Source organism: Pseudoalteromonas sp. OOF1S-7 (assembly GCF_022347765.1).
Classification (GTDB): Bacteria; Pseudomonadota; Gammaproteobacteria; order Enterobacterales; family Alteromonadaceae; genus Pseudoalteromonas.
In genome coordinates, this window is sequence record NZ_JAKRFZ010000004.1 from 143,554 (window position 1) to 160,618 (window position 17,065).

General features: G+C 46.4%; 17 protein-coding genes. 2 read left to right on the forward strand and 15 right to left on the reverse strand.

From position 1 onward, the window contains the following. Positions 1-20: 20 nt before the first annotated feature. The 6 genes from MHN33_RS07935 to ggt all read right to left on the reverse strand — a co-directional run bounded on the left by MHN33_RS07935 (position 21) and on the right by ggt (position 6,992). The gene (locus MHN33_RS07935; RefSeq protein WP_239397449.1) at positions 21-671 is read right to left on the reverse strand and encodes a sulfotransferase; all 651 of its coding nucleotides are present in this window, start codon (positions 669-671) and stop codon (positions 21-23) included. After that, entirely contained in the window at positions 671-1,045 is a 375-nt protein-coding gene (locus MHN33_RS07940) for an MAPEG family protein (RefSeq protein WP_239397452.1), read from the reverse strand. The genes MHN33_RS07935 and MHN33_RS07940 overlap by 1 nt, the downstream gene beginning before the upstream one ends. 48 nt (positions 1,046-1,093) lie before the next feature. Then, on the reverse strand, positions 1,094-1,792 hold the full coding sequence (locus MHN33_RS07945) for an SIMPL domain-containing protein (RefSeq protein WP_239397454.1): 699 nt from the start codon (positions 1,790-1,792) through the stop codon (positions 1,094-1,096). A 90-nt stretch (positions 1,793-1,882) separates the two neighbouring features. Continuing rightward, complete coding sequence (locus MHN33_RS07950; protein ID WP_239397455.1) at positions 1,883-2,698, reverse strand: ABC transporter substrate-binding protein; 816 nt, start codon at positions 2,696-2,698, stop codon at positions 1,883-1,885. Between the two features lie 662 nt (positions 2,699-3,360). Further along, on the reverse strand, positions 3,361-5,055 hold the full coding sequence (locus tag MHN33_RS07955) for an NAD-dependent malic enzyme (RefSeq protein ID WP_239397456.1): 1,695 nt from the start codon (positions 5,053-5,055) through the stop codon (positions 3,361-3,363). A 173-nt stretch (positions 5,056-5,228) separates the two neighbouring features. Further along, complete coding sequence (ggt, locus tag MHN33_RS07960; protein WP_239397457.1) at positions 5,229-6,992, reverse strand: gamma-glutamyltransferase; 1,764 nt, start codon at positions 6,990-6,992, stop codon at positions 5,229-5,231. 82 nt (positions 6,993-7,074) lie between these two features. Here ggt and rrtA point away from each other — a divergent pair, with 82 nt between their 5' ends. Next, entirely contained in the window at positions 7,075-7,647 is a 573-nt protein-coding gene (gene rrtA, locus MHN33_RS07965; protein WP_239397458.1) for a rhombosortase, read from the forward strand. Between the two features lie 43 nt (positions 7,648-7,690). On the opposite strand, the gene MHN33_RS07970 is transcribed toward rrtA, so the two are convergent. The 5 genes from MHN33_RS07970 to MHN33_RS07990 all read right to left on the reverse strand — a co-directional run bounded on the left by MHN33_RS07970 (position 7,691) and on the right by MHN33_RS07990 (position 13,453). Then, positions 7,691-10,165 (reverse strand): prolyl oligopeptidase family serine peptidase, encoded by a 2,475-nt coding sequence (locus tag MHN33_RS07970; protein WP_239397459.1) that lies wholly within the window; start codon positions 10,163-10,165, stop codon positions 7,691-7,693. A gap of 322 nt (positions 10,166-10,487) precedes the next feature. Then, positions 10,488-11,429: a putative sulfate exporter family transporter gene (locus MHN33_RS07975; RefSeq protein WP_239397460.1), complete on the reverse strand. Its 942-nt coding sequence runs from the start codon at positions 11,427-11,429 to the stop codon at positions 10,488-10,490. 62 nt (positions 11,430-11,491) lie between these two features. Next, on the reverse strand, positions 11,492-12,640 hold the full coding sequence (locus MHN33_RS07980) for a 5-(carboxyamino)imidazole ribonucleotide synthase (RefSeq protein WP_239397461.1): 1,149 nt from the start codon (positions 12,638-12,640) through the stop codon (positions 11,492-11,494). Positions 12,641-12,642: 2 nt separating this feature from the next. Continuing rightward, positions 12,643-13,125: a 5-(carboxyamino)imidazole ribonucleotide mutase gene (gene purE / locus MHN33_RS07985; RefSeq protein WP_239397462.1), complete on the reverse strand. Its 483-nt coding sequence runs from the start codon at positions 13,123-13,125 to the stop codon at positions 12,643-12,645. Positions 13,126-13,243: 118 nt separating this feature from the next. Further along, on the reverse strand, positions 13,244-13,453 hold the full coding sequence (locus MHN33_RS07990) for a hypothetical protein (RefSeq protein ID WP_239397463.1): 210 nt from the start codon (positions 13,451-13,453) through the stop codon (positions 13,244-13,246). Between the two features lie 222 nt (positions 13,454-13,675). On the opposite strand from MHN33_RS07990, the gene MHN33_RS07995 reads away from it, so the two are divergent. Next, positions 13,676-14,197, forward strand: a complete 522-nt coding sequence (locus MHN33_RS07995; protein ID WP_239397464.1) for a TetR/AcrR family transcriptional regulator — start codon at positions 13,676-13,678, stop codon at positions 14,195-14,197. Positions 14,198-14,270: 73 nt separating this feature from the next. On the opposite strand, the gene MHN33_RS08000 is transcribed toward MHN33_RS07995, so the two are convergent. The 4 genes from MHN33_RS08000 to MHN33_RS08015 all read right to left on the reverse strand — a co-directional run bounded on the left by MHN33_RS08000 (position 14,271) and on the right by MHN33_RS08015 (position 16,994). Then, positions 14,271-15,884 (reverse strand): PepSY-associated TM helix domain-containing protein, encoded by a 1,614-nt coding sequence (locus MHN33_RS08000; RefSeq protein WP_239397465.1) that lies wholly within the window; start codon positions 15,882-15,884, stop codon positions 14,271-14,273. Beyond that, positions 15,881-16,192 carry a hypothetical protein gene (locus MHN33_RS08005; protein WP_239397466.1) on the reverse strand — a complete coding sequence of 104 codons (312 nt, stop codon included), beginning with the start codon at positions 16,190-16,192 and terminating at the stop codon, positions 15,881-15,883. The genes MHN33_RS08000 and MHN33_RS08005 overlap by 4 nt, the downstream gene beginning before the upstream one ends. Further along, positions 16,192-16,446 (reverse strand): hypothetical protein, encoded by a 255-nt coding sequence (locus tag MHN33_RS08010; protein ID WP_239397467.1) that lies wholly within the window; start codon positions 16,444-16,446, stop codon positions 16,192-16,194. The genes MHN33_RS08005 and MHN33_RS08010 overlap by 1 nt, the downstream gene beginning before the upstream one ends. Positions 16,447-16,544: 98 nt before the next feature. Continuing rightward, on the reverse strand, positions 16,545-16,994 hold the full coding sequence (locus tag MHN33_RS08015) for an HPP family protein (protein WP_239397468.1): 450 nt from the start codon (positions 16,992-16,994) through the stop codon (positions 16,545-16,547). Positions 16,995-17,065: the final 71 nt, after the last annotated feature.

Here is a 17,065-nt window from a genome sequence, read left to right on the forward strand (position 1 = left end):
AACCTATGGTATCGGACATTTTATCTGTTCGTGTTTATCTCACAGTACAAAAGACTGTCTTTATCTGCTTTGCCATGACGGGTTGACTCAACCTTGAGTGGATGATCAATTTGTTTCCAGGCCGTCACTTTGCCACCCTGATTAAGGTTCGGCATACGAGTTGCCGTACTAGTCTGGATATCAAGAAAATCGCTCAGTTGTTGCAGGCTGTGTGGGTGCGACACATCTAATATCAAATACTCAATCTGGCTTGCGTCCAAAAAGCACAGTAACTTTTTGCGATGCTGTTGGTAGATATCTGTCAGATAGTGATCGCACGCGATATTATCAGCACTCAATTTGGCAAAAGTATCATAGTAGCAGCGTTTCAGTGTGTCGTTGAATCCACCTTGCTGAGTCTCCAGCCTGGGTAGCATACGGGTGAGCAAGCGTCTGACTGAAGGAAGCCAGCTTTCCATGGCTCTGTCCAGGTATATAAAACGGCTATTCGGATATAAAGCAGCAAGCTGTTTATAATCGTTAAAGACCGGTGTGTCTGCAATAACTTGCGCTTGCGATAGTGCTTCTCGTGTATATGCCGTATGTGCTGTTTTAAACCCCAATTCGAGAAAAGCAGCACATACGCTGGTAGTGCCAGTACGCGGTAAACCAGCAATAAATATTTTATTCATTAAACAAAATAGCAATACAGATTAATAACAGACAGCGCCAGTAATGATAAGAAGCTCAGTGCCATTCCCATCACACGAAGCTTAAGATTAGCCAGGTTCAGCGCGAAAGAATGTAAAATACGGCCTATTAAATAAGTGACGCCGGTGAGATACAACCAAATTGCCTGACCACCCTGAAATTCCAGTGCAAATAAGAGAATTAGCAGCAGTGGCGTGTACTCCATAAAGTTGGCATGGGCGCGGATCGCCCGCTCTAACGCGGGATGACCACCATCTCCCAGTGCAACCTGATGCTTATGGCGTAAGCCTATGATATCAAAGCTGAGTTTGATATAGAAAAGGGTAAATATGGCAGCAAAAAATCCTGTTATCATGACGCAGACCTACTTGTAAGTATTATAAGTAGGTCCAGTATAGAGAGTTTACTCAATAAAATACACTGCATACACTTCGGCGGTCAGTGTCGTATCTCCCGTATTATAAGCCTGGCTCACATCCATCGCTTCTGCGGCCATCATTTTGCCACGCGCATAAGGCTGTACAGGTACATTCATTGGTGAAAATGACACAGAATATAGTCGACCCAGATCCACATCAAAGTCATCGGCTAGCTCTCTGGCGGCCGCTTTGGCTTCTTCAATAGCGGATTTTTTTAGCTTTTTCATATACTCCGCTTTGTCTTCAACGACAAACTCGGTGTTATTAAATTGATTAATACCACTGTCGACAAAAGCCTGTAGCAGATTTGGATATTCTGAAAGGTCTTTAAGTTTCACGGTCAGGCTGCGACTCACTCTGAAACCGTCGAACTCTTCTTCGTTAGAACTTCGGTTGTAGCGGGTCTGGCGATGTACATTCAGCTGCTCAGCATGGATATCGTTGCTTTTAATATCAAAGTTTTTCGCTATTTGAATCGCTTTTGCCATGATCTGGTCAACGTTGGATTTGGCATCAGGTAAGGACTTGTGCTTTTCGGTTATTGCGACACGAATAATGGCTGCATCAGGCTGTACTTCCATAGATGACATGCCTTTAACGTATAAATGTGGGCCTTCGGGTAGACTGCCTGCTTGTGCGCAAGTGCTGATCGCAAAAACTGCAGCGGCTAAAAGTGAGCGCATGGACGCCTCCTTACATTAATCGAATAAGATGATGTGGCTTTGGTTTATAAAACCACAAGCAGTGCGCCAATTAAAGCACAAGTTTGTTAATCAATGCTGAATGTTGAAGGCTTTACGTAATGAACGGATAATAAAGGGCTCTTCTTGCTCAAAAAACACTCCGGTATGCGCCGAAATAATTGCCTGTTGCAAATCTGGCCTTTCCAGTGCCGATTGCAGTAAATCTATTGCTTGCTTACCCTCATTCGATTTTGCGCAGGCAATATAGCCAAATATGGTCAAACCGGCTTCCTCTATAGCGTGAAAACTATAGCTATTGAGCGCCTGTGCCGAGGGATGCTCATTTATGAATACCGAGCTGTATTCGATGATCCCATCCAGTTTATCCTGACTCAGCATCATTCTAAGCCGATAGGCACTTTGATTTCCCTCTGCAACCCAAAACGCACTGCGGTTAGCGACAATAAAATTATCAATTTCCAGCCCATAAGAGCGCCCTTCAGAAACACCAATGTTGAAACCCATTCTGACCACAGTACCCAGTGAAACCGTGTCTGGGATGTTTGGCTGATTTTTGAGGATCAGGCGATTTGCCGGGTAGGACACCAGCGGATAAGGTGTAAATAAAGCCATGGCTTCACGCTCTGGTGTCTTAACTTTATTATACAAGCAGGATTTTGGGTTACGGTTCAATTCGCGCCATTCCCTCTCACGACTTGCAGGCATAAAGGCCAGTGTTAGTTTTCCTTGAAGCGCTTGCTCTAATTTCAATAGTAGCAGCGTTGCCTGATCCGTCGGTGCTTTGTTTGAATCTGGTGAATAGTCAGAGATTACATCAATGTATATCGGGTTGCTTTTCACAGTAAGCGAGAAGAAAATTAAGATAAGTATGATGGCATAGCGCATTTCGTTCACCTACATCGAACATCAATGCAAAGCCGTTTTTGCTGGATTCCTGCTACAAAGCAAAGTGAGATCGGATCTGCATAGATTCTCTATCAGTTATCAGTGCTCCATGCACAGCCAAACGCTACATGTAGAGCGCTTAATACTAGTATTAAGTGTGGACTAAAAAGAGTAAATCTGCCATGGCAATTTAAATAACGAAATCAATGTGGATGAGTACTTTTGGTAAGGGTAGTAAAGGTGATATTATCGTGACCTTTATAATAACCAGGTTGATTATGATGCAAAAATGTCTGTTTTTATGGCTACCACTTTTATTTGTAAACACGCTTGCGTGGGCTGCTCCAACAATTCACACTTCGAACACGTACGTGCTAAATCTGCAAGTTTTCTCGAATGCACACCCCCACACATCAAAAGATCATACATTATTTAAATTACAATCCAGCCCTGGGTCTACTTGCGAAGCCGTTTACTTTCCCAGTTCTGAAAACGCTGTTTTATCTATAGTAATGTCTGCTCATGCTCGTAAAAAGATGTTAAGAGTTTCTTACATTACTGACGGACAGTATCTTCTCAACAACAATAAATACTGTCGTTTGACGAATGTGTTAGAACCATAGTTAAAAGGCGCGAACATACATATCGCGCCTTTTACCTAGTTAGACACTACAACGTTTGTAGTTGCGGTACTCTGGTAACCAATAATTTTTCTCAATGGCTGCCCAGATCAGGTCTTCCGGCATTTCCAGCGCAACGCCCTCTTCCATCGCTTTTTTAGCAACGGCAAAGGCAATGCGCTTACTCAGTGGTTCAATTTCAACCAGAGAAGGTAAAAGGCTACCCTTGCCCGTGTTGGCCCAGGGTGAAGACTCTGCAAGCATTTCACTGGCTATCATCAACATGGATTCGGTAATGCGTGATGCCTTAGCCGCCAATACACCCAGGCCAATGCCCGGGAAGATGTAACTGTTGTTACATTGGGGAATGGTAAAGGTTTGACCATCGAATTCAACGGGGTCAAATGGGCTACCAGTTGCCACAATTGCCTGACCCTGGGTCCATTCAATCACATCTTTTGGATGTGCTTCTACCTGACGAGACGGGTTGCTTAAAGGGAAAATAATTGGACGCTTACAGCCCATATGCATTGCTTTGATAACCTGTTCTGTAAACAGTCCCGGCTGACCCGACACACCGATCAGAATGTCAGGTTGTGCACAATGCATTACGTCCAGCAAAGAGGCATACTCACCACTGAAGCTCCAGGCTTCCAAGGCTGATTTTGACTGAACCAAAGCAGCCTGGAAGTCACGTAACCCTTCCATACCTTCAGTCAGCAGGCCATAGCGGTCAACCATAAAGATCTGGCTACGCGCTTGTTGGTCAGAAACACCTTCCGAGACCATTTGTGCAATGATCTGTTCTGCAATACCGCATCCGGCTGAGCCGGCACCTACAAAGACCACTTTTTGTTCTGACAATTTAGTGCCTTTGACACGACAAGCTGCTAATAGTGAGCCCACCGTTACAGAAGCGGTACCCTGAATATCGTCGTTAAAGCAACAGATCTCATCACGATAACGGCTCAATAATGGCATCGCATTCGGCTGCGCGAAATCTTCAAACTGTAGCAAAACATTTGGCCAGCGACGCTTTACCGCTTTAATAAACAGCTCAAGGAACTCGTCATATTCTTCCTGAGAAATACGCTTATGGCGCGCCCCCATGTACATTGGATCGTTGAGTAGCTTTTCGTTATTGGTACCTACATCAAGCATGACAGGTAACGTATAGGCCGGGCTAATCCCACCGCAAACGGTATACAGAGCCAGTTTACCAATTGGGATACCCATTCCACCGATCCCCTGATCACCCAGACCCAAAATGCGTTCGCCGTCGGTTACAACAATAACCTTAACCTTACTCTTGGTCGCATTGCGCAGAATGTCATCAATTTGATGGCGTTCTTCATATGAAATAAATAAGCCGCGTGAACTACGATATATATCGGAAAACTTTTCACATGCGTCACCCACAGTTGGGGTGTAGATGATTGGCATCATTTCTTCAAGGTGGTCGCGTACCAGGCGGTAGTAAAGAGTTTCGTTGTTATCCTGAATGGCACGCAAATAAATATGCTTGTTAAGGTTGTCGTTGAAACTAGAGAACTGTTGATAACAGCGTTCGACCTGCTCTTCAATGGTTTCGAAGCGTGGCGGTACGAGGCCTGTCAGGTTGAAGTTCTCGCGCTCGCGCTGACTAAATGCACTGCCCTTATTTAATAGCGGCGTTTCTAAAAGCGTAGGGCCAGAGTATGGAATGTAGAGATAATTGGGATCGGATTGTTTAGTCATATTTACAAGCTGTGACTCGTTAATTTAAGTACAAGGGATTATTATTGCGCAAATGCATTAAAATTCAATGAATTTTAAGCATGTCAGACCAATAAAAAACGGCTCTGATCAGGCATGGTCAATGCGTAAACAGAGCCGTACATTATACTTTATATCGCCAATAAGCGCCAAGGTTACTCGCTGGATTCTCCCATCGCGGCCCCTTCCCTGCGCGGATCAGCACCACCCAGTAACAGATCTTCTTCAACCGCAATGGCGTGAATTCCGGAGTTGAGGTCTCTGACCCTGACAGTATGCCCTTTGGTTTCCAAAATTGGCTTTAATTTAGTGATCTCAGTGCCCTTTTCAAGCGTGGTGTATTGATTTCGATTTGTCACTCTTGGCAAGTCTATGGCTTGCTGCGGGGATAAGTCCCAGTCAAGTACACCAATAACGGTTTGCGCTACATAGTTAATAATGCGACTGCCACCAGGAGAGCCAACCACCAATTTAAGTGAGCCATCTTTATTAAATACCATCACCGGCGACATTGAGCTGCGTGGCCGCTTATTTGCCTCCACGCGGTTTGCAACCCACAGGTCGCCCACTTTAGGAGACAGCGAAAAGTCAGTCAGTTGGTTATTCAGCAAATAGCCATTCACCATCACAGTTGAACCAAAAGCCATCTCAATAGATGAGGTCATAGAAACTGCATTGCCATCGGCATCCACAATGGAAAGGTGCGTTGTCGAGGGCAATTCGTAGCTGTCGTCCATGGCATAAGCCAATGCGCCCTTGCTTGGATCGCCGATGGGCACCTCTTTGTTATCCTTGTCTGTGATCAGTTTAGCCCTTTGCTTCAGATAGGCTGGGTTTAGTAAGCCTTGCGTGGGCACCTCAACAAAGTCGGGATCGGCAATGTAATAGTTGCGATCGGCAAATGCCAGCCGAGAAGCCTGCGTGAAAAGATGAACTGCCTGAGGGTCGTTGGGTTGATACTGACTGAGCTTTTTGCCTTCCAGTAGTTTTAAGATCTGCAGGACAGCAATCCCGCCACTACTGGGCGGTGCCATTGAGCACACACGGTAGCTGTGATAGCTAGTGCAAATGGGGGCGCGTTCTTTGCTGTGGTAATTTTTCAGATCGGATAATGACAACACGCCCGGCGCTATTGCGGCTTTTTGCACAGCACGGACTATGTCGTCAGCATTTTTACCTTCATAGAAGCCTTTCAGGCCAAACTCGGCAATTTCCCGATACAGTCTGGCAAGATCCGGGTTACGTAATAAAGTGCCGGCTTCCAGTGGTTTACCATCAGGATAAAAGTACTCTTTGGCCGGGGATAGCTTAGTCAGGCCTGGGTTAAGTTCCTTTTCTAGCAGCATATGTAAGCGAGGTGACACAATAAAGCCATTCTCGGCCAGCTCGATGGCAGGCTTAAACAGATGACGCCACTTAAGCTTGCCATATTTGTCATGAGCCTGCTTCAAAGCATGAAGTATCCCGGGTGTGCCGACAGAGCGACCCCCTACAACCGCCTCAATCCAGCGAACCGGCTTGCCTTCTTTGTCTAAAAATAATGACGGGGTTGCATCTTTGGGTGCCGTTTCACGACCATCAAAGGTGGTGAGGTATTCATTCTCTCTATCATAATGCAGAATAAACGCACCTCCGCCAATACCTGAGGATTGCGGTTCAACCAGGGTCAGCACCAGCTGCGCAGCAATGGCTGCGTCAATCGCACTGCCGCCTTGTTGTAGCATTAACTGCCCGGCTTTACTGGCATGAGCATTGGCGGCAACCACCATGTACTTCTTAGCCGTTTTTTCTTTTTTCAGCTGTAATCCTGTCGCTGCTTCAGGCTCTCTGACTTCTCTGGTGTTGTTGTCTAATGCTGAAGAAGTGAATGGTAATGCGGCGCCGAGCGCCAGTGTGGCAAGTGATAGGCGATATTTCATAGAGTCTGGAAATTCTTCTGATAGATGATTGGCATCATAAAAGTAAACAGGCACAATATGCAAAAAAATTCTAAGAAATATTATGTTTGATCTGCCGTTAGTGCCTCGCTACCTTCTTCCTCCTGCAATTTTGATTGTTCTATGTGCAGTGCTTATGCAGCCATCTGTTCAGGCATTACTCACCTTCAACCGTGAGCTGATTGACCAGGGCGAGTTTTGGCGGATCCTGACCAGCCAGTATGTCCATACCAACTGGACGCACTGGCTACTGAATGTGGTTGGCGTGGTGTTTATCTGGGTGTTACATGCGGAATACCGCTCGCCTAAAACTTATGCTGTTCACCTGCTGCTGCTTGGGTTGTGGACAGGTCTGGGCATTTGGCTTTTTTGTCCGGATATCCACATTTATACTGGTCTCAGTGGCCTGCTTCATGGCGTAATAGTCTGGGGCGCAATTAAGGACATTAAAGTGGGAGAAAGAACCGGCGTGCTGCTCTTTTTAGGCATTCTCGGTAAACTGGCCTGGGAGCAGTATGCTGGCCCCAGCGATGAAGTCGGTCAGTTAATTTCATCCCGCGTTGCGATTGAATCACATTTAATTGGTGCCATTGGCGGAATGGTGCTGGCCCTGCCCTTGCTGTGGCAAAAAAAATAATGCTAAAAAAGGCGCAGAACTTGCGATCTGCGCCAACTTTAAATTACAGGTTTTCTTTGAACAGTTTATAAATACGACGGTATTGGTCCAGCCAGCTTGAAGGCTGCACAAAGCCATGCGGCTCTACCGGGTATATTGCTGTTTCAAAATTTTCTTTTTCCAGCTCTATCAACCTTTGTACCAGTCGAACCACATCCTGGAAAAACACATTGTCATCAATCATAGGGGCATTGATCAGCATAGGTTTGTTCAGGCCTTCGGCAAAGTAAATGGGTGAACTGCGACGATATGCAATGGGATCATCCACCGGGCGGTTCAGGATATTGGAGGTGTAGGTGTCGTTATAATACGCCCAGTCAGTGACAGGTCTGAGTGCAGCACCGGCCTGAAATAGCTCAGGCTGCGTAAACAGTGCCATAAAGGTCATAAAGCCGCCGTATGATCCGCCATACGTACCCACTGCACCTTTGTCGACGTTGACGTTTTCAACCAACCAGTTCACGCCATCGACCAAATCTTCAATTTCAGGTTTACCCATATGACGGTAAATGGCAGTACGCCAGTCTCGTCCATATCCTTTAGAAGCGCGATAGTCCATATCCATGACCACGTAACCTTCACTGGCGAGCAGAGAGTGGAACATAAACTCACGGAAATAGACAGACCACCCCATATGTGAGTTTTGTAAGTAGCCTGCTCCATGATTGAAAATCACCGCTTTACGTGTCTTGCCTTGTTCACCTTCCTGATAATCGGCCGGATAGTAAACCTTGGCATAGATTGGTTGATCTGTGTGGCTGGATGGCACAGCGACAACTTTGGGAGTGATGAGTTTTTTGCTTAAGAACGCCTCAGAAACGGTATTAGTGATTTGTTTGGCTGCACTGCCCGGTTGCGCATCGGCAATAAACAATTCCGGTGGCTTGGCTATTTTTGAGTGCGTCAGCAAGAGTTTGCTTTCATCCGGGCTCAGTACATAGTCCGTCATACCATTGAGGCTGGTCAGCGTTTCCAGTTCACCTGATTGCATATTCACACGGTAAATCTCATAAACACCCGGATGCTTTATATTCGCCTTAAAATAGATTGCGCTATCATCTTTGGTCAGCGTCAGCTCTGACACTTCGTATTTTCCTGAGGTCAGCTGAGTCGCCTTACCTTTCAGTGGCTTGGTATATAAATGACTGTAGCCAGATTCTTCAGACAGGTAATACAGCGTATCTTCGTGGTGTAGCCAGCCAAAGTCATTATGGGTGTAGTTAACCCAGGCCTTATCGTGCAGGCGATGCTGCGACACCAGCTTATTGTTAGTAAAGTCTACGGTTGCCATCCAGCGGTCTTTATTGTCCCAGGCTTCAACCATCACCGCGACTTCAGAACCTTGTGCGTTCCATTGGATAGCAGACTGATCCCACGCCCAGTCAAGGATCAGCGCAATGTGACGTGGTGATTTTTTGCTGGTGTAAGTTTTACCCTGGGCACGGGCATTTTCGCTTTTTACCTCGGCCAGTACATCTTCATCAAAACCAGGCAAGCTCTGGTAGCTCAACGCGTGTTGCCCTTTGGTAGTCAGGTCAATGAATATCAGCGTGTGCTCAATGGGTTTGTTGTCTGCCACACGACTACGCGCCTTAACGGGGTCAATATTGCCATCTTGCGTAACGTAATTAGGCATGATGTCTTGTGCGCTTCGTTCAGGCACGTCTTTGGTGGTGGCAACAATGAGTTTATCACCCGCTGGCGATAGGCTGGTCTCGACGATACGCTGATCTTCGCCCAGATAAAACAAGTTTTCGTCGAGCGTGTCATTTTGCGCAATCAATGCCTTTTTTCGGCTTTGCGCGTCTTTGGCATTCTTATGCTGAAGAGCAACATAACCGATGAGCTTGTGTTGCTCCTGCGCAAGATAACTCTGTGGCTCAGTGACGCCTTTTGGCGCATTTGCCGTGATGAGCTTGGCCAGCTCAGTAGTCAGGCCTGATGTCAAATCAATGGCATAAAAGGTATTGTCTGCAACGTAGGCAAGCTGCCCGTTGGTCAAAAACTGCAGTTGTTCGGCTTTTTGGCTGGAACGTGTCAACTGGGTGACCTGATTAGTGGCAATATTTTTGACAAATACGTTGCCCGAAAAGGTGTAGGCTTGAAGCTTGCCATCGCGCGAATAAACCGCATCATCTGCACCTATCTGGTGCTTGTTAGATAAGGCAATTTGCTCAAGCCCTTTCTCACCATAGCTGAAAGTGTCTCTTAGTTTACTTCCCACTTGTTTTTGCTTAAACAGCACTGACTGACTATTTGCACTCCAAAAAGCATCTTCCGGCTTTCTGCCAAGCCAGTCGGGATGAGCCATTGCCTGTTCGAGCGTGATGCTTTCAGTTCCTGTAGCTTCAGAGCTGGCCATGACGGCTGGGGGGACTGTTTCGTATGCTGTTGATTTATTATTACTTGTTTGAGTGACCTGACAACCAGCCAGAAATAACACTGATGCCACGGCGAGAGAAGTAAGAGATTGTTTCATTTTATGAATTGTCTAATTTTGCTATTGAAGGCTAATTTAAGCAAATGAATCCAGATAATTCGAACAATTTTAGACAAACAACCTACCTGAGCGATTATTGCAAAAAAAAGGCCAGTAAAGCTACTGGCCAAATACTCTCTGCGCTCACATAGTCGTTGATGGACAACGAGTATGAAATGAGGCCTATCCACGCCTCATAAAAGTAGACCTGTGGCCAATGGAATAAGTTCCAAAAAAATCCATTTTTTTTATTTTTTTGTAATCCACTGATTTGCGAGCTTGCTATCAGAAGCTGTACTTCGTCCGAGCTGCACTACCTGCATTAAAGCGTGATCAGATCGTCCAAAATCAGCATCAGCATTATGCCACTGACAATAAACCACAGTACCGTTGCCATCGCAAATGGTCGCCAACCGCTTTGGCGTAACATGGTCATGGATACACCGCTGCCGATCAGAAATAAGCTGGCAACCAGCACCGACTTAGCGCCACTATAAAATACAGACCAGACGCCTTGATACTCAGGCAACCAAGTATTGATCATCGCCGCCGCAACAAAACCTACAATGAACAAAGGAATACTGGCTCTTTCACTAGAGCGCGAGAATACCCCCGCCATGGCAGCATAAGGCACTATCCACATCGCTCGGGTGAGTTTAATGGTGGTTGCCATTGCCAACGCGGTCGGTCCGTATACCGCAGCCGCTGCTACAACACTGCTGGTATCGTGAATCGCAAGCGCACTCCAAATCGCAAATTGACTTTCAGTGAGTGAAAAGTAATGTCCCAGCCAGGGAAAAATGAGCAGGCCAAGCGCATTTAAGGCAAAGACTATGCTGAGGGAAATCGCAATTTCATCCTGTTTTGCTTTAATCACGGGTGCCATAGCCGCAATTGCACTGCCCCCGCAAATTGCCGTGCCGAATGAGATCAGTGTGCCGGTATTGCGATTCAGACGAAACACCTGGCTGAGGATTTCACCGAGGCCAATTGTGGCTGTGATACTGACTATGGTTAACACCACAGAGCTGCTGCCAACAGCCAATACATCTTCGATATCGACGTTAAACCCCAAGCCTATCACGGCGGCTTTTAATAGCCATTTTGATGCGGTGTTAGAAAAATCAGGAATAGGATTCCCTAATGTAAGTGCAAACCCAAGGCCGATAAACAGTGCCAAAGAAGCGCTGGCATAAGGCGAAAGTGTATATAAGAAGGCAAACAGAAATAAGGCTTTGTGAAGACCTGGTCGTTCTAATAACATATTAACGCTCGTACGCGGTCATCAGATAGAATAACGCCGGGCGAGCCCGGCGTCGGCAATTCCTAATTGAGGATCAATGCATGACTGGTTTGGGCAACCCCCGGGTAATCATCTTCCGGGAGCATCTCCGCCAGCTCAGCAAGACGCTCACCCAGTTCATGTAAGCTATTCGCGGAGACATTGATATGGCCCATTTTTCGTCCCGGTTTGGCAGTCTTACCATACCAATGGCTGGTAACACCGCTCACGTTCAAGACGTCCGCCGGAATATGCGTCTGTCCCAGGACGTTGATCATGGCCGTTGGTCTAACAAGGCTGGTATCACCAATAGGTAAACCAGCGACTGCGCGAATATGGTTTTCAAACTGACTGACATGACACCCCTGTTGCGTCCAGTGGCCTGAATTGTGCACGCGCGGCGCAATTTCATTGACCAGCAAGGTGCCGCCGACATCAAAAAACTCTATTGCAAGTACCCCAACGTAATCTAACTCACTGGCAATGGCTGAGAATGCGGTCTCTGCTTGCGCCTGAATCGTTGACTTTTCCATACCCGCTACGGATAGCGTCAGTACACCATTGGTGTGCTGGTTTTCAGTCAATGGATAGATCCGGCATTGGCCGTTACGGTCTCGCACGCCAATAATAGACACTTCTCTGTCGAACGGGATCATTTGCTCCGCAATAATTGCGTGAGGTGTGGTCTCGGTACCAGCCACTAAAAACTCAGACATTTCCTGCCAGATAGCATCCACTTCGTCGTCGTGCTTTACGCGCCACTGACCTTTACCGTCATAGCCAGCCTGGCAGGTTTTGACAACAAGTGGCTTACCGAGCTTTTCGATAGCAGCCAGGAAATGTGATTTTTCGGTGATTAACGCATAGGGCGCACAGGCGACCTGGGCTTTTTCCAGTAATGCTTTTTCTTTGGCACGGTCACCGCCGGTCAAAATCGCTTCTGCTCCGGGATAGAACTTACCGCTTTGCTGACATACAGATAGCACGTCAGCAGGAATATGCTCAAACTCTGCAGTAATCGCATCCACACCCGCGATGGCGAGTTCAAGTGTGGCAGTGTGAGATTCAAACGTAACCGGATTAATCACTTGCTGAGTGGCAACATCGTAGGCAGAGATCTGGATATCTAAGTGCGTGGCAGACAAGCTCATCATACGAGCTAACTGGCCTGCGCCTAAAACTAATACTTTCATTACTACTCTGCTGGGTTAGGGTTAGCCAGAATGGTGTCAGTTTGTGCCTTACGGAAGGCTTCAACCTTTTCGAAAATGTCACTTTGCTGACAACCCAATATTTGTGCGGCCAGTAAGCCTGCATTTGCAGCACCAGCATCACCAATGGCCAGTGTACCTACCGCCACCCCTTTCGGCATTTGGCAGATAGACAACAGTGAGTCTACCCCATTAAGTGTTTTAGACTTAACAGGCACGCCCAGTACAGGCAGGCTGGTAAATGCTGCGGCCATACCAGGTAAATGTGCCGCACCGCCGGCACCAGCAATAATGACTTTAATACCACGCTCAGCGGCTGAGGATGCGTAGTCAGCTAACAATTGAGGTGTACGGTGCGCAGAGACGACTTTTGTTTCGTATTCAATACCGAATTTATCCAACATTTCTGCAGCGTGTTGCATTGTAGGCCAATCGGACTTAGAGCCCATAATGATGCCAACCGTCATAATTATTCCTCAGTTTAAATTGAACGATTTAAGCGCAGTTTTTTGGGGTATGCGCCAACTTCAGGCGTATTATACCCAAGTGGCGCTTCAAAGCGAATCGACATTTCTGCTGAGTAGATTAAACAGGATTGTTGTCTGCCACGGCAATCACTGACTGCCTGTTACAGGCCTTGCGCCAATGATAGAAAAACGCCTCAGGCCCCAAAATAAAGAATAGTATCGCCAAACCTCCGGGCACCAGAACTGCTTTGAGTACGGGGCCGAGGACATAGCTGTAAAAAATAATGAATGGGATAAACAAAATATAACCAAAAAATCGCTGCAACATATAGCCTCCTTAACAATATTGAGCGCGCTCATATTATTAATTGAGCGCGCTCAATTGTCAATGAATACCGATAGTTGAAGTGGCTGGCTTAATATGAAAAGGCAAACACTCATTTTGAATCAGTTAGTTACTTAAAAATATATGGCGATTCAAAAGCGCCATTACATGTTAAGGCTCCTTCATATCGTGGTATAATGCTGAAAACGGTTAGGCTGGAAATCAATGAAAAAAAGCGAAAAAACCAAGCAACAGATCCTGGATGAGAGCTGGCAACTGTTTATCGAAAACGGCTACAAAGAAACCTCTACCCGTCAGATTGCAACAGCTGCGGGCGTTGCAGTGGGTACTGTCTTCAGCCACTTTCCCAATAAAATTGATATTCTCAAAACAGCGATGCATCAGCGCATAGATACGGTGATTGAACAAGCAGGTAGTACTGATCAGCATCACTCCGCACGCCTTAAGTTACGTCACTATGCAGGCCACCTGTTCTCGTTTTACTTGCAACACAGAGAGTTTAGTCAGGCACTAATGAGTGATTTACTGTGGCACCAAGCCTATTTTGCTGATCAGATAGCGTTGTTCAAACGGCGCCTGTTCGCCGAGCAAGAATATGATGATACAAAAGCAGCTGTCATGATGGATTGTTACTTTATGACTCTAATACAAGGCTTGTCCGACCCTGCCTCCTGTAAAGAAAGTATGTTACGAGTTCTTACGAATAAGCTGACATTATTGTATTAGTTAATATTGTATGATGTGTTCTTTTTAGGATGAAAGAAAAGGCAGAACACCTTGCATGTCCTGCCCGCTTTTACTAACTGTGTTTGATTGACAACTCTGACGTTACAGCGTTTGATGTTTCAAGATGCCAGATGCTACCCGGCTCGTTCGCTGTTGCTCTGCGTGTCACACACACTGACATCCACCAGAACATAAGCGCAAAAACGAGTGCCATGACTTCAATCATCAGAGTTCCCAGACTATTTGGTGTCCATAAGTTTAGCGCCGGAACAGCACCTGCCAGCACAGAAGTGGCAGGTACCACCACACAAAGCAGCGCCAGCACCTTCAGAGCGTTAATCGCTGTTTTTGCCGGACCATAAACAAAAGCACTTATCAGTACACAAGAAAAACACGCGTAATAAACAAACATGTAAGCCTGATTGATATTGACAGGAGTCAGAGTCAACCATTTATTGCTGGCAAATATGGCAGCCACTCCTGTTAGTGCCCCAAGACTGATACCAACCGTCAGCGCCCCCATAATACGATAGGAACGATGCTGTTGCATGCCCTTGCGACGCCTTTTCTCCAGCCAAAGTATGTTGCCGGAATAGAACAAGCAAGCCCCCGCAATCCCCATCAAAAAGTAAGCCCAGCGAACGAGGTCGCCGCCGTAGCTACCAAAGTGCAACCCAAAGAAACTCGACACTAGTCGCGCCCAAACGGTTTGCTCTGGATTTGCCACACTGGACGAGACGACTTCTAGCGTATAGGGGTTAATAAAGATAAAATCATTCAGCGCCCCCCTTGCAATTTCACCCTCGTTAGCAACATCAATAGTGGCAAATGCAGAGGGTTTATTAAGATTACTTAGCTTTATCTGAGCCACCTGGTAGCCAGGCGCATGAGACTCGGCCAAAGCGATCAGCTCACTCACTTTAGGCAGGTCCGCAATGTTACGCTCTACCTGCGATGGTGCACTACGTGGAAATAACGGTTTATCGCCATATATCTGAGCCAAAGTGCCATAAAGAATGTCATGAAAAGCGAACACACAAACCGTAAACGCGATGACAACATGAAACGGCAAACTGGCTATGCCAAGTAAATTATGTCCGTCAAGCCAAAACCGTTTTCTTTCTCCCTGATCACGAACAGCCAAAAACCGCTTTACCAGTGTTGGTAATAAAAAAATGACGCCCGATACCAGGGCCAGGAAATACAAACCGGCGGCAATACCAAGTACAAAAACACCAGCTTGCGTATGCCCGATTTCGCCGCCGATCCCCGCTGTACGATGCAACATATCGAGTAACGCTGATAAACTGTTTACGGGCACCAACTCAGTAATCAGCTGTTCGTTATCATCCAGAGTTGCATGCCAACGCATATCATCCAGCCGCAAACCGCGAGGAGAACCCTGTTCATACCAACTCACCGGAGACTGAGCATCCGTGAAATGTAGGGCAACACTATCGCTGGCTTTTGGGTATTCCTGTAAAACCTTATCTAGCAAGGCATCGTAGCGATCTGTATCAATAGCAGCCATTTGATGCGCCGCGGGCGTTGCCCAGCGGTCAATTTCAGGAGCAAACATGGTCAGGGCGCCTGCGAAGAAACCAATAAACAGCAATAAACTGGATGTTATCCCAGTCCAGGTGTGTAAACTTTGGTAGGTTTTCAGAATATCTGCTCTGACTTTCATAACAGCCCCCTTAAAATTGCTAAAACGCCATAACCAGCAGCACTTGCAGACAACAAGCAGAGCCAAGCCTGAGCCCCACTTCTAAACAAGTAAGTAAAACTCATCACCAGTAACCAAATTGGTACACTCAGCCACATATTAAACTGGGTCTTCCATAACAGCTCAGTGTCACTTAACGAAGCAGTCAGCCCGGAAGGACCAAACCAGGCAAACAATCCTATAATTGAGAAGCTCAACAGTCCGCCGCCAATTATCCCTGCCAGCGTTTTACTCAGCCAGTCGGGTTGTATCGGAGTATAATTTTTCATTATTTACCTCTGCTCACCACAACCAACAAAGGAATACATATCAGCGACAGCATGATGACCATCATGCAGATAAACAAGCTGACAGGTATACTTAAACTGTTGTTGAACCCAATGAATGCAGCAACAAACAAAAGGCAAGCAATGGTGCGCCAGCCTTTCTTAATTTGCTTTTTTAACCAGCGCTGGTTCTTATTACTAAGATAAATAACAATAGTCCCTGCGATTAGTAGCAGAACTAGTATTGAAGTAAGCACTTTCCACTCCCTGTTATTGCGTAAAAACGATCCTGTACATTATACACAAACAGTATTGATAATCACTATTATTTACTTTTGCTAAAAAGGAATATACGTCAAGTTAGCCAGCGAGTGCGTACCAGATGGTAGCTTCGACCCAGCACGACTAAACAAACCGCACCAGTTAATACAGGGAAAAGCAAAAAGGCCCAGCCCTGCCCGGTTAACATGATAAATAGCGGATTGGCCCCGGCTGGCGGATGTACCGTTTTACTCAATACCATAAGCATCACAGCCAGCCCTGTTGCGGTCCCTAAAGAAAGTGGATTCACAGGCACATATGCAACGAACACAACCCCTACCAAAGCCGTAAGGCAATGGCCCGCAATTACGTTGCGAGCTTTAGCAAGCGGGCTGTCTGGCAGAGCAAAGATCAGCACGCAGGATGCACCAAAAGCCGCCATCAGCAACCAGTGTTGTTGATTGTGATGCCCTATCAAAGCCAATGCGGTAATTGCCAGCATAGAGCCAATTCCCGCAGATAAAGAAATAATTAAGTTGGTCATAATCCCCTCATGTAGACAGATTGTTCTACCAACTATGGTAGACAATACTGTCTCCTCATGTCAAGATATCT

Coding starts and splice junctions, on each gene's coding strand:
- MHN33_RS07970 (WP_239397459.1), bottom strand. CDS start 10,165: ATGAAACAATCTCTTACTTCTCTCGCCGTGGCATCAGTGTTATTTCTG.
- MHN33_RS07995 (WP_239397464.1), top strand. CDS start 13,676: ATGAAAAAAAGCGAAAAAACCAAGCAACAGATCCTGGATGAGAGCTGG.
- ggt (WP_239397457.1), bottom strand. CDS start 6,992: ATGAAATATCGCCTATCACTTGCCACACTGGCGCTCGGCGCCGCATTA.
- MHN33_RS08005 (WP_239397466.1), bottom strand. CDS start 16,192: ATGAAAAATTATACTCCGATACAACCCGACTGGCTGAGTAAAACGCTG.
- MHN33_RS08000 (WP_239397465.1), bottom strand. CDS start 15,884: ATGAAAGTCAGAGCAGATATTCTGAAAACCTACCAAAGTTTACACACC.
- MHN33_RS08015 (WP_239397468.1), bottom strand. CDS start 16,994: ATGACCAACTTAATTATTTCTTTATCTGCGGGAATTGGCTCTATGCTG.
- MHN33_RS07955 (WP_239397456.1), bottom strand. CDS start 5,055: ATGACTAAACAATCCGATCCCAATTATCTCTACATTCCATACTCTGGC.
- rrtA (WP_239397458.1), top strand. CDS start 7,075: ATGTTTGATCTGCCGTTAGTGCCTCGCTACCTTCTTCCTCCTGCAATT.
- MHN33_RS07980 (WP_239397461.1), bottom strand. CDS start 12,640: ATGAAAGTATTAGTTTTAGGCGCAGGCCAGTTAGCTCGTATGATGAGC.
- MHN33_RS07935 (WP_239397449.1), bottom strand. CDS start 671: ATGAATAAAATATTTATTGCTGGTTTACCGCGTACTGGCACTACCAGC.
- MHN33_RS07975 (WP_239397460.1), bottom strand. CDS start 11,429: ATGTTATTAGAACGACCAGGTCTTCACAAAGCCTTATTTCTGTTTGCC.
- MHN33_RS07945 (WP_239397454.1), bottom strand. CDS start 1,792: ATGCGCTCACTTTTAGCCGCTGCAGTTTTTGCGATCAGCACTTGCGCA.
- purE (WP_239397462.1), bottom strand. CDS start 13,125: ATGACGGTTGGCATCATTATGGGCTCTAAGTCCGATTGGCCTACAATG.
- MHN33_RS07950 (WP_239397455.1), bottom strand. CDS start 2,698: ATGCGCTATGCCATCATACTTATCTTAATTTTCTTCTCGCTTACTGTG.
- MHN33_RS07990 (WP_239397463.1), bottom strand. CDS start 13,453: ATGTTGCAGCGATTTTTTGGTTATATTTTGTTTATCCCATTCATTATT.
- MHN33_RS07940 (WP_239397452.1), bottom strand. CDS start 1,045: ATGATAACAGGATTTTTTGCTGCCATATTTACCCTTTTCTATATCAAA.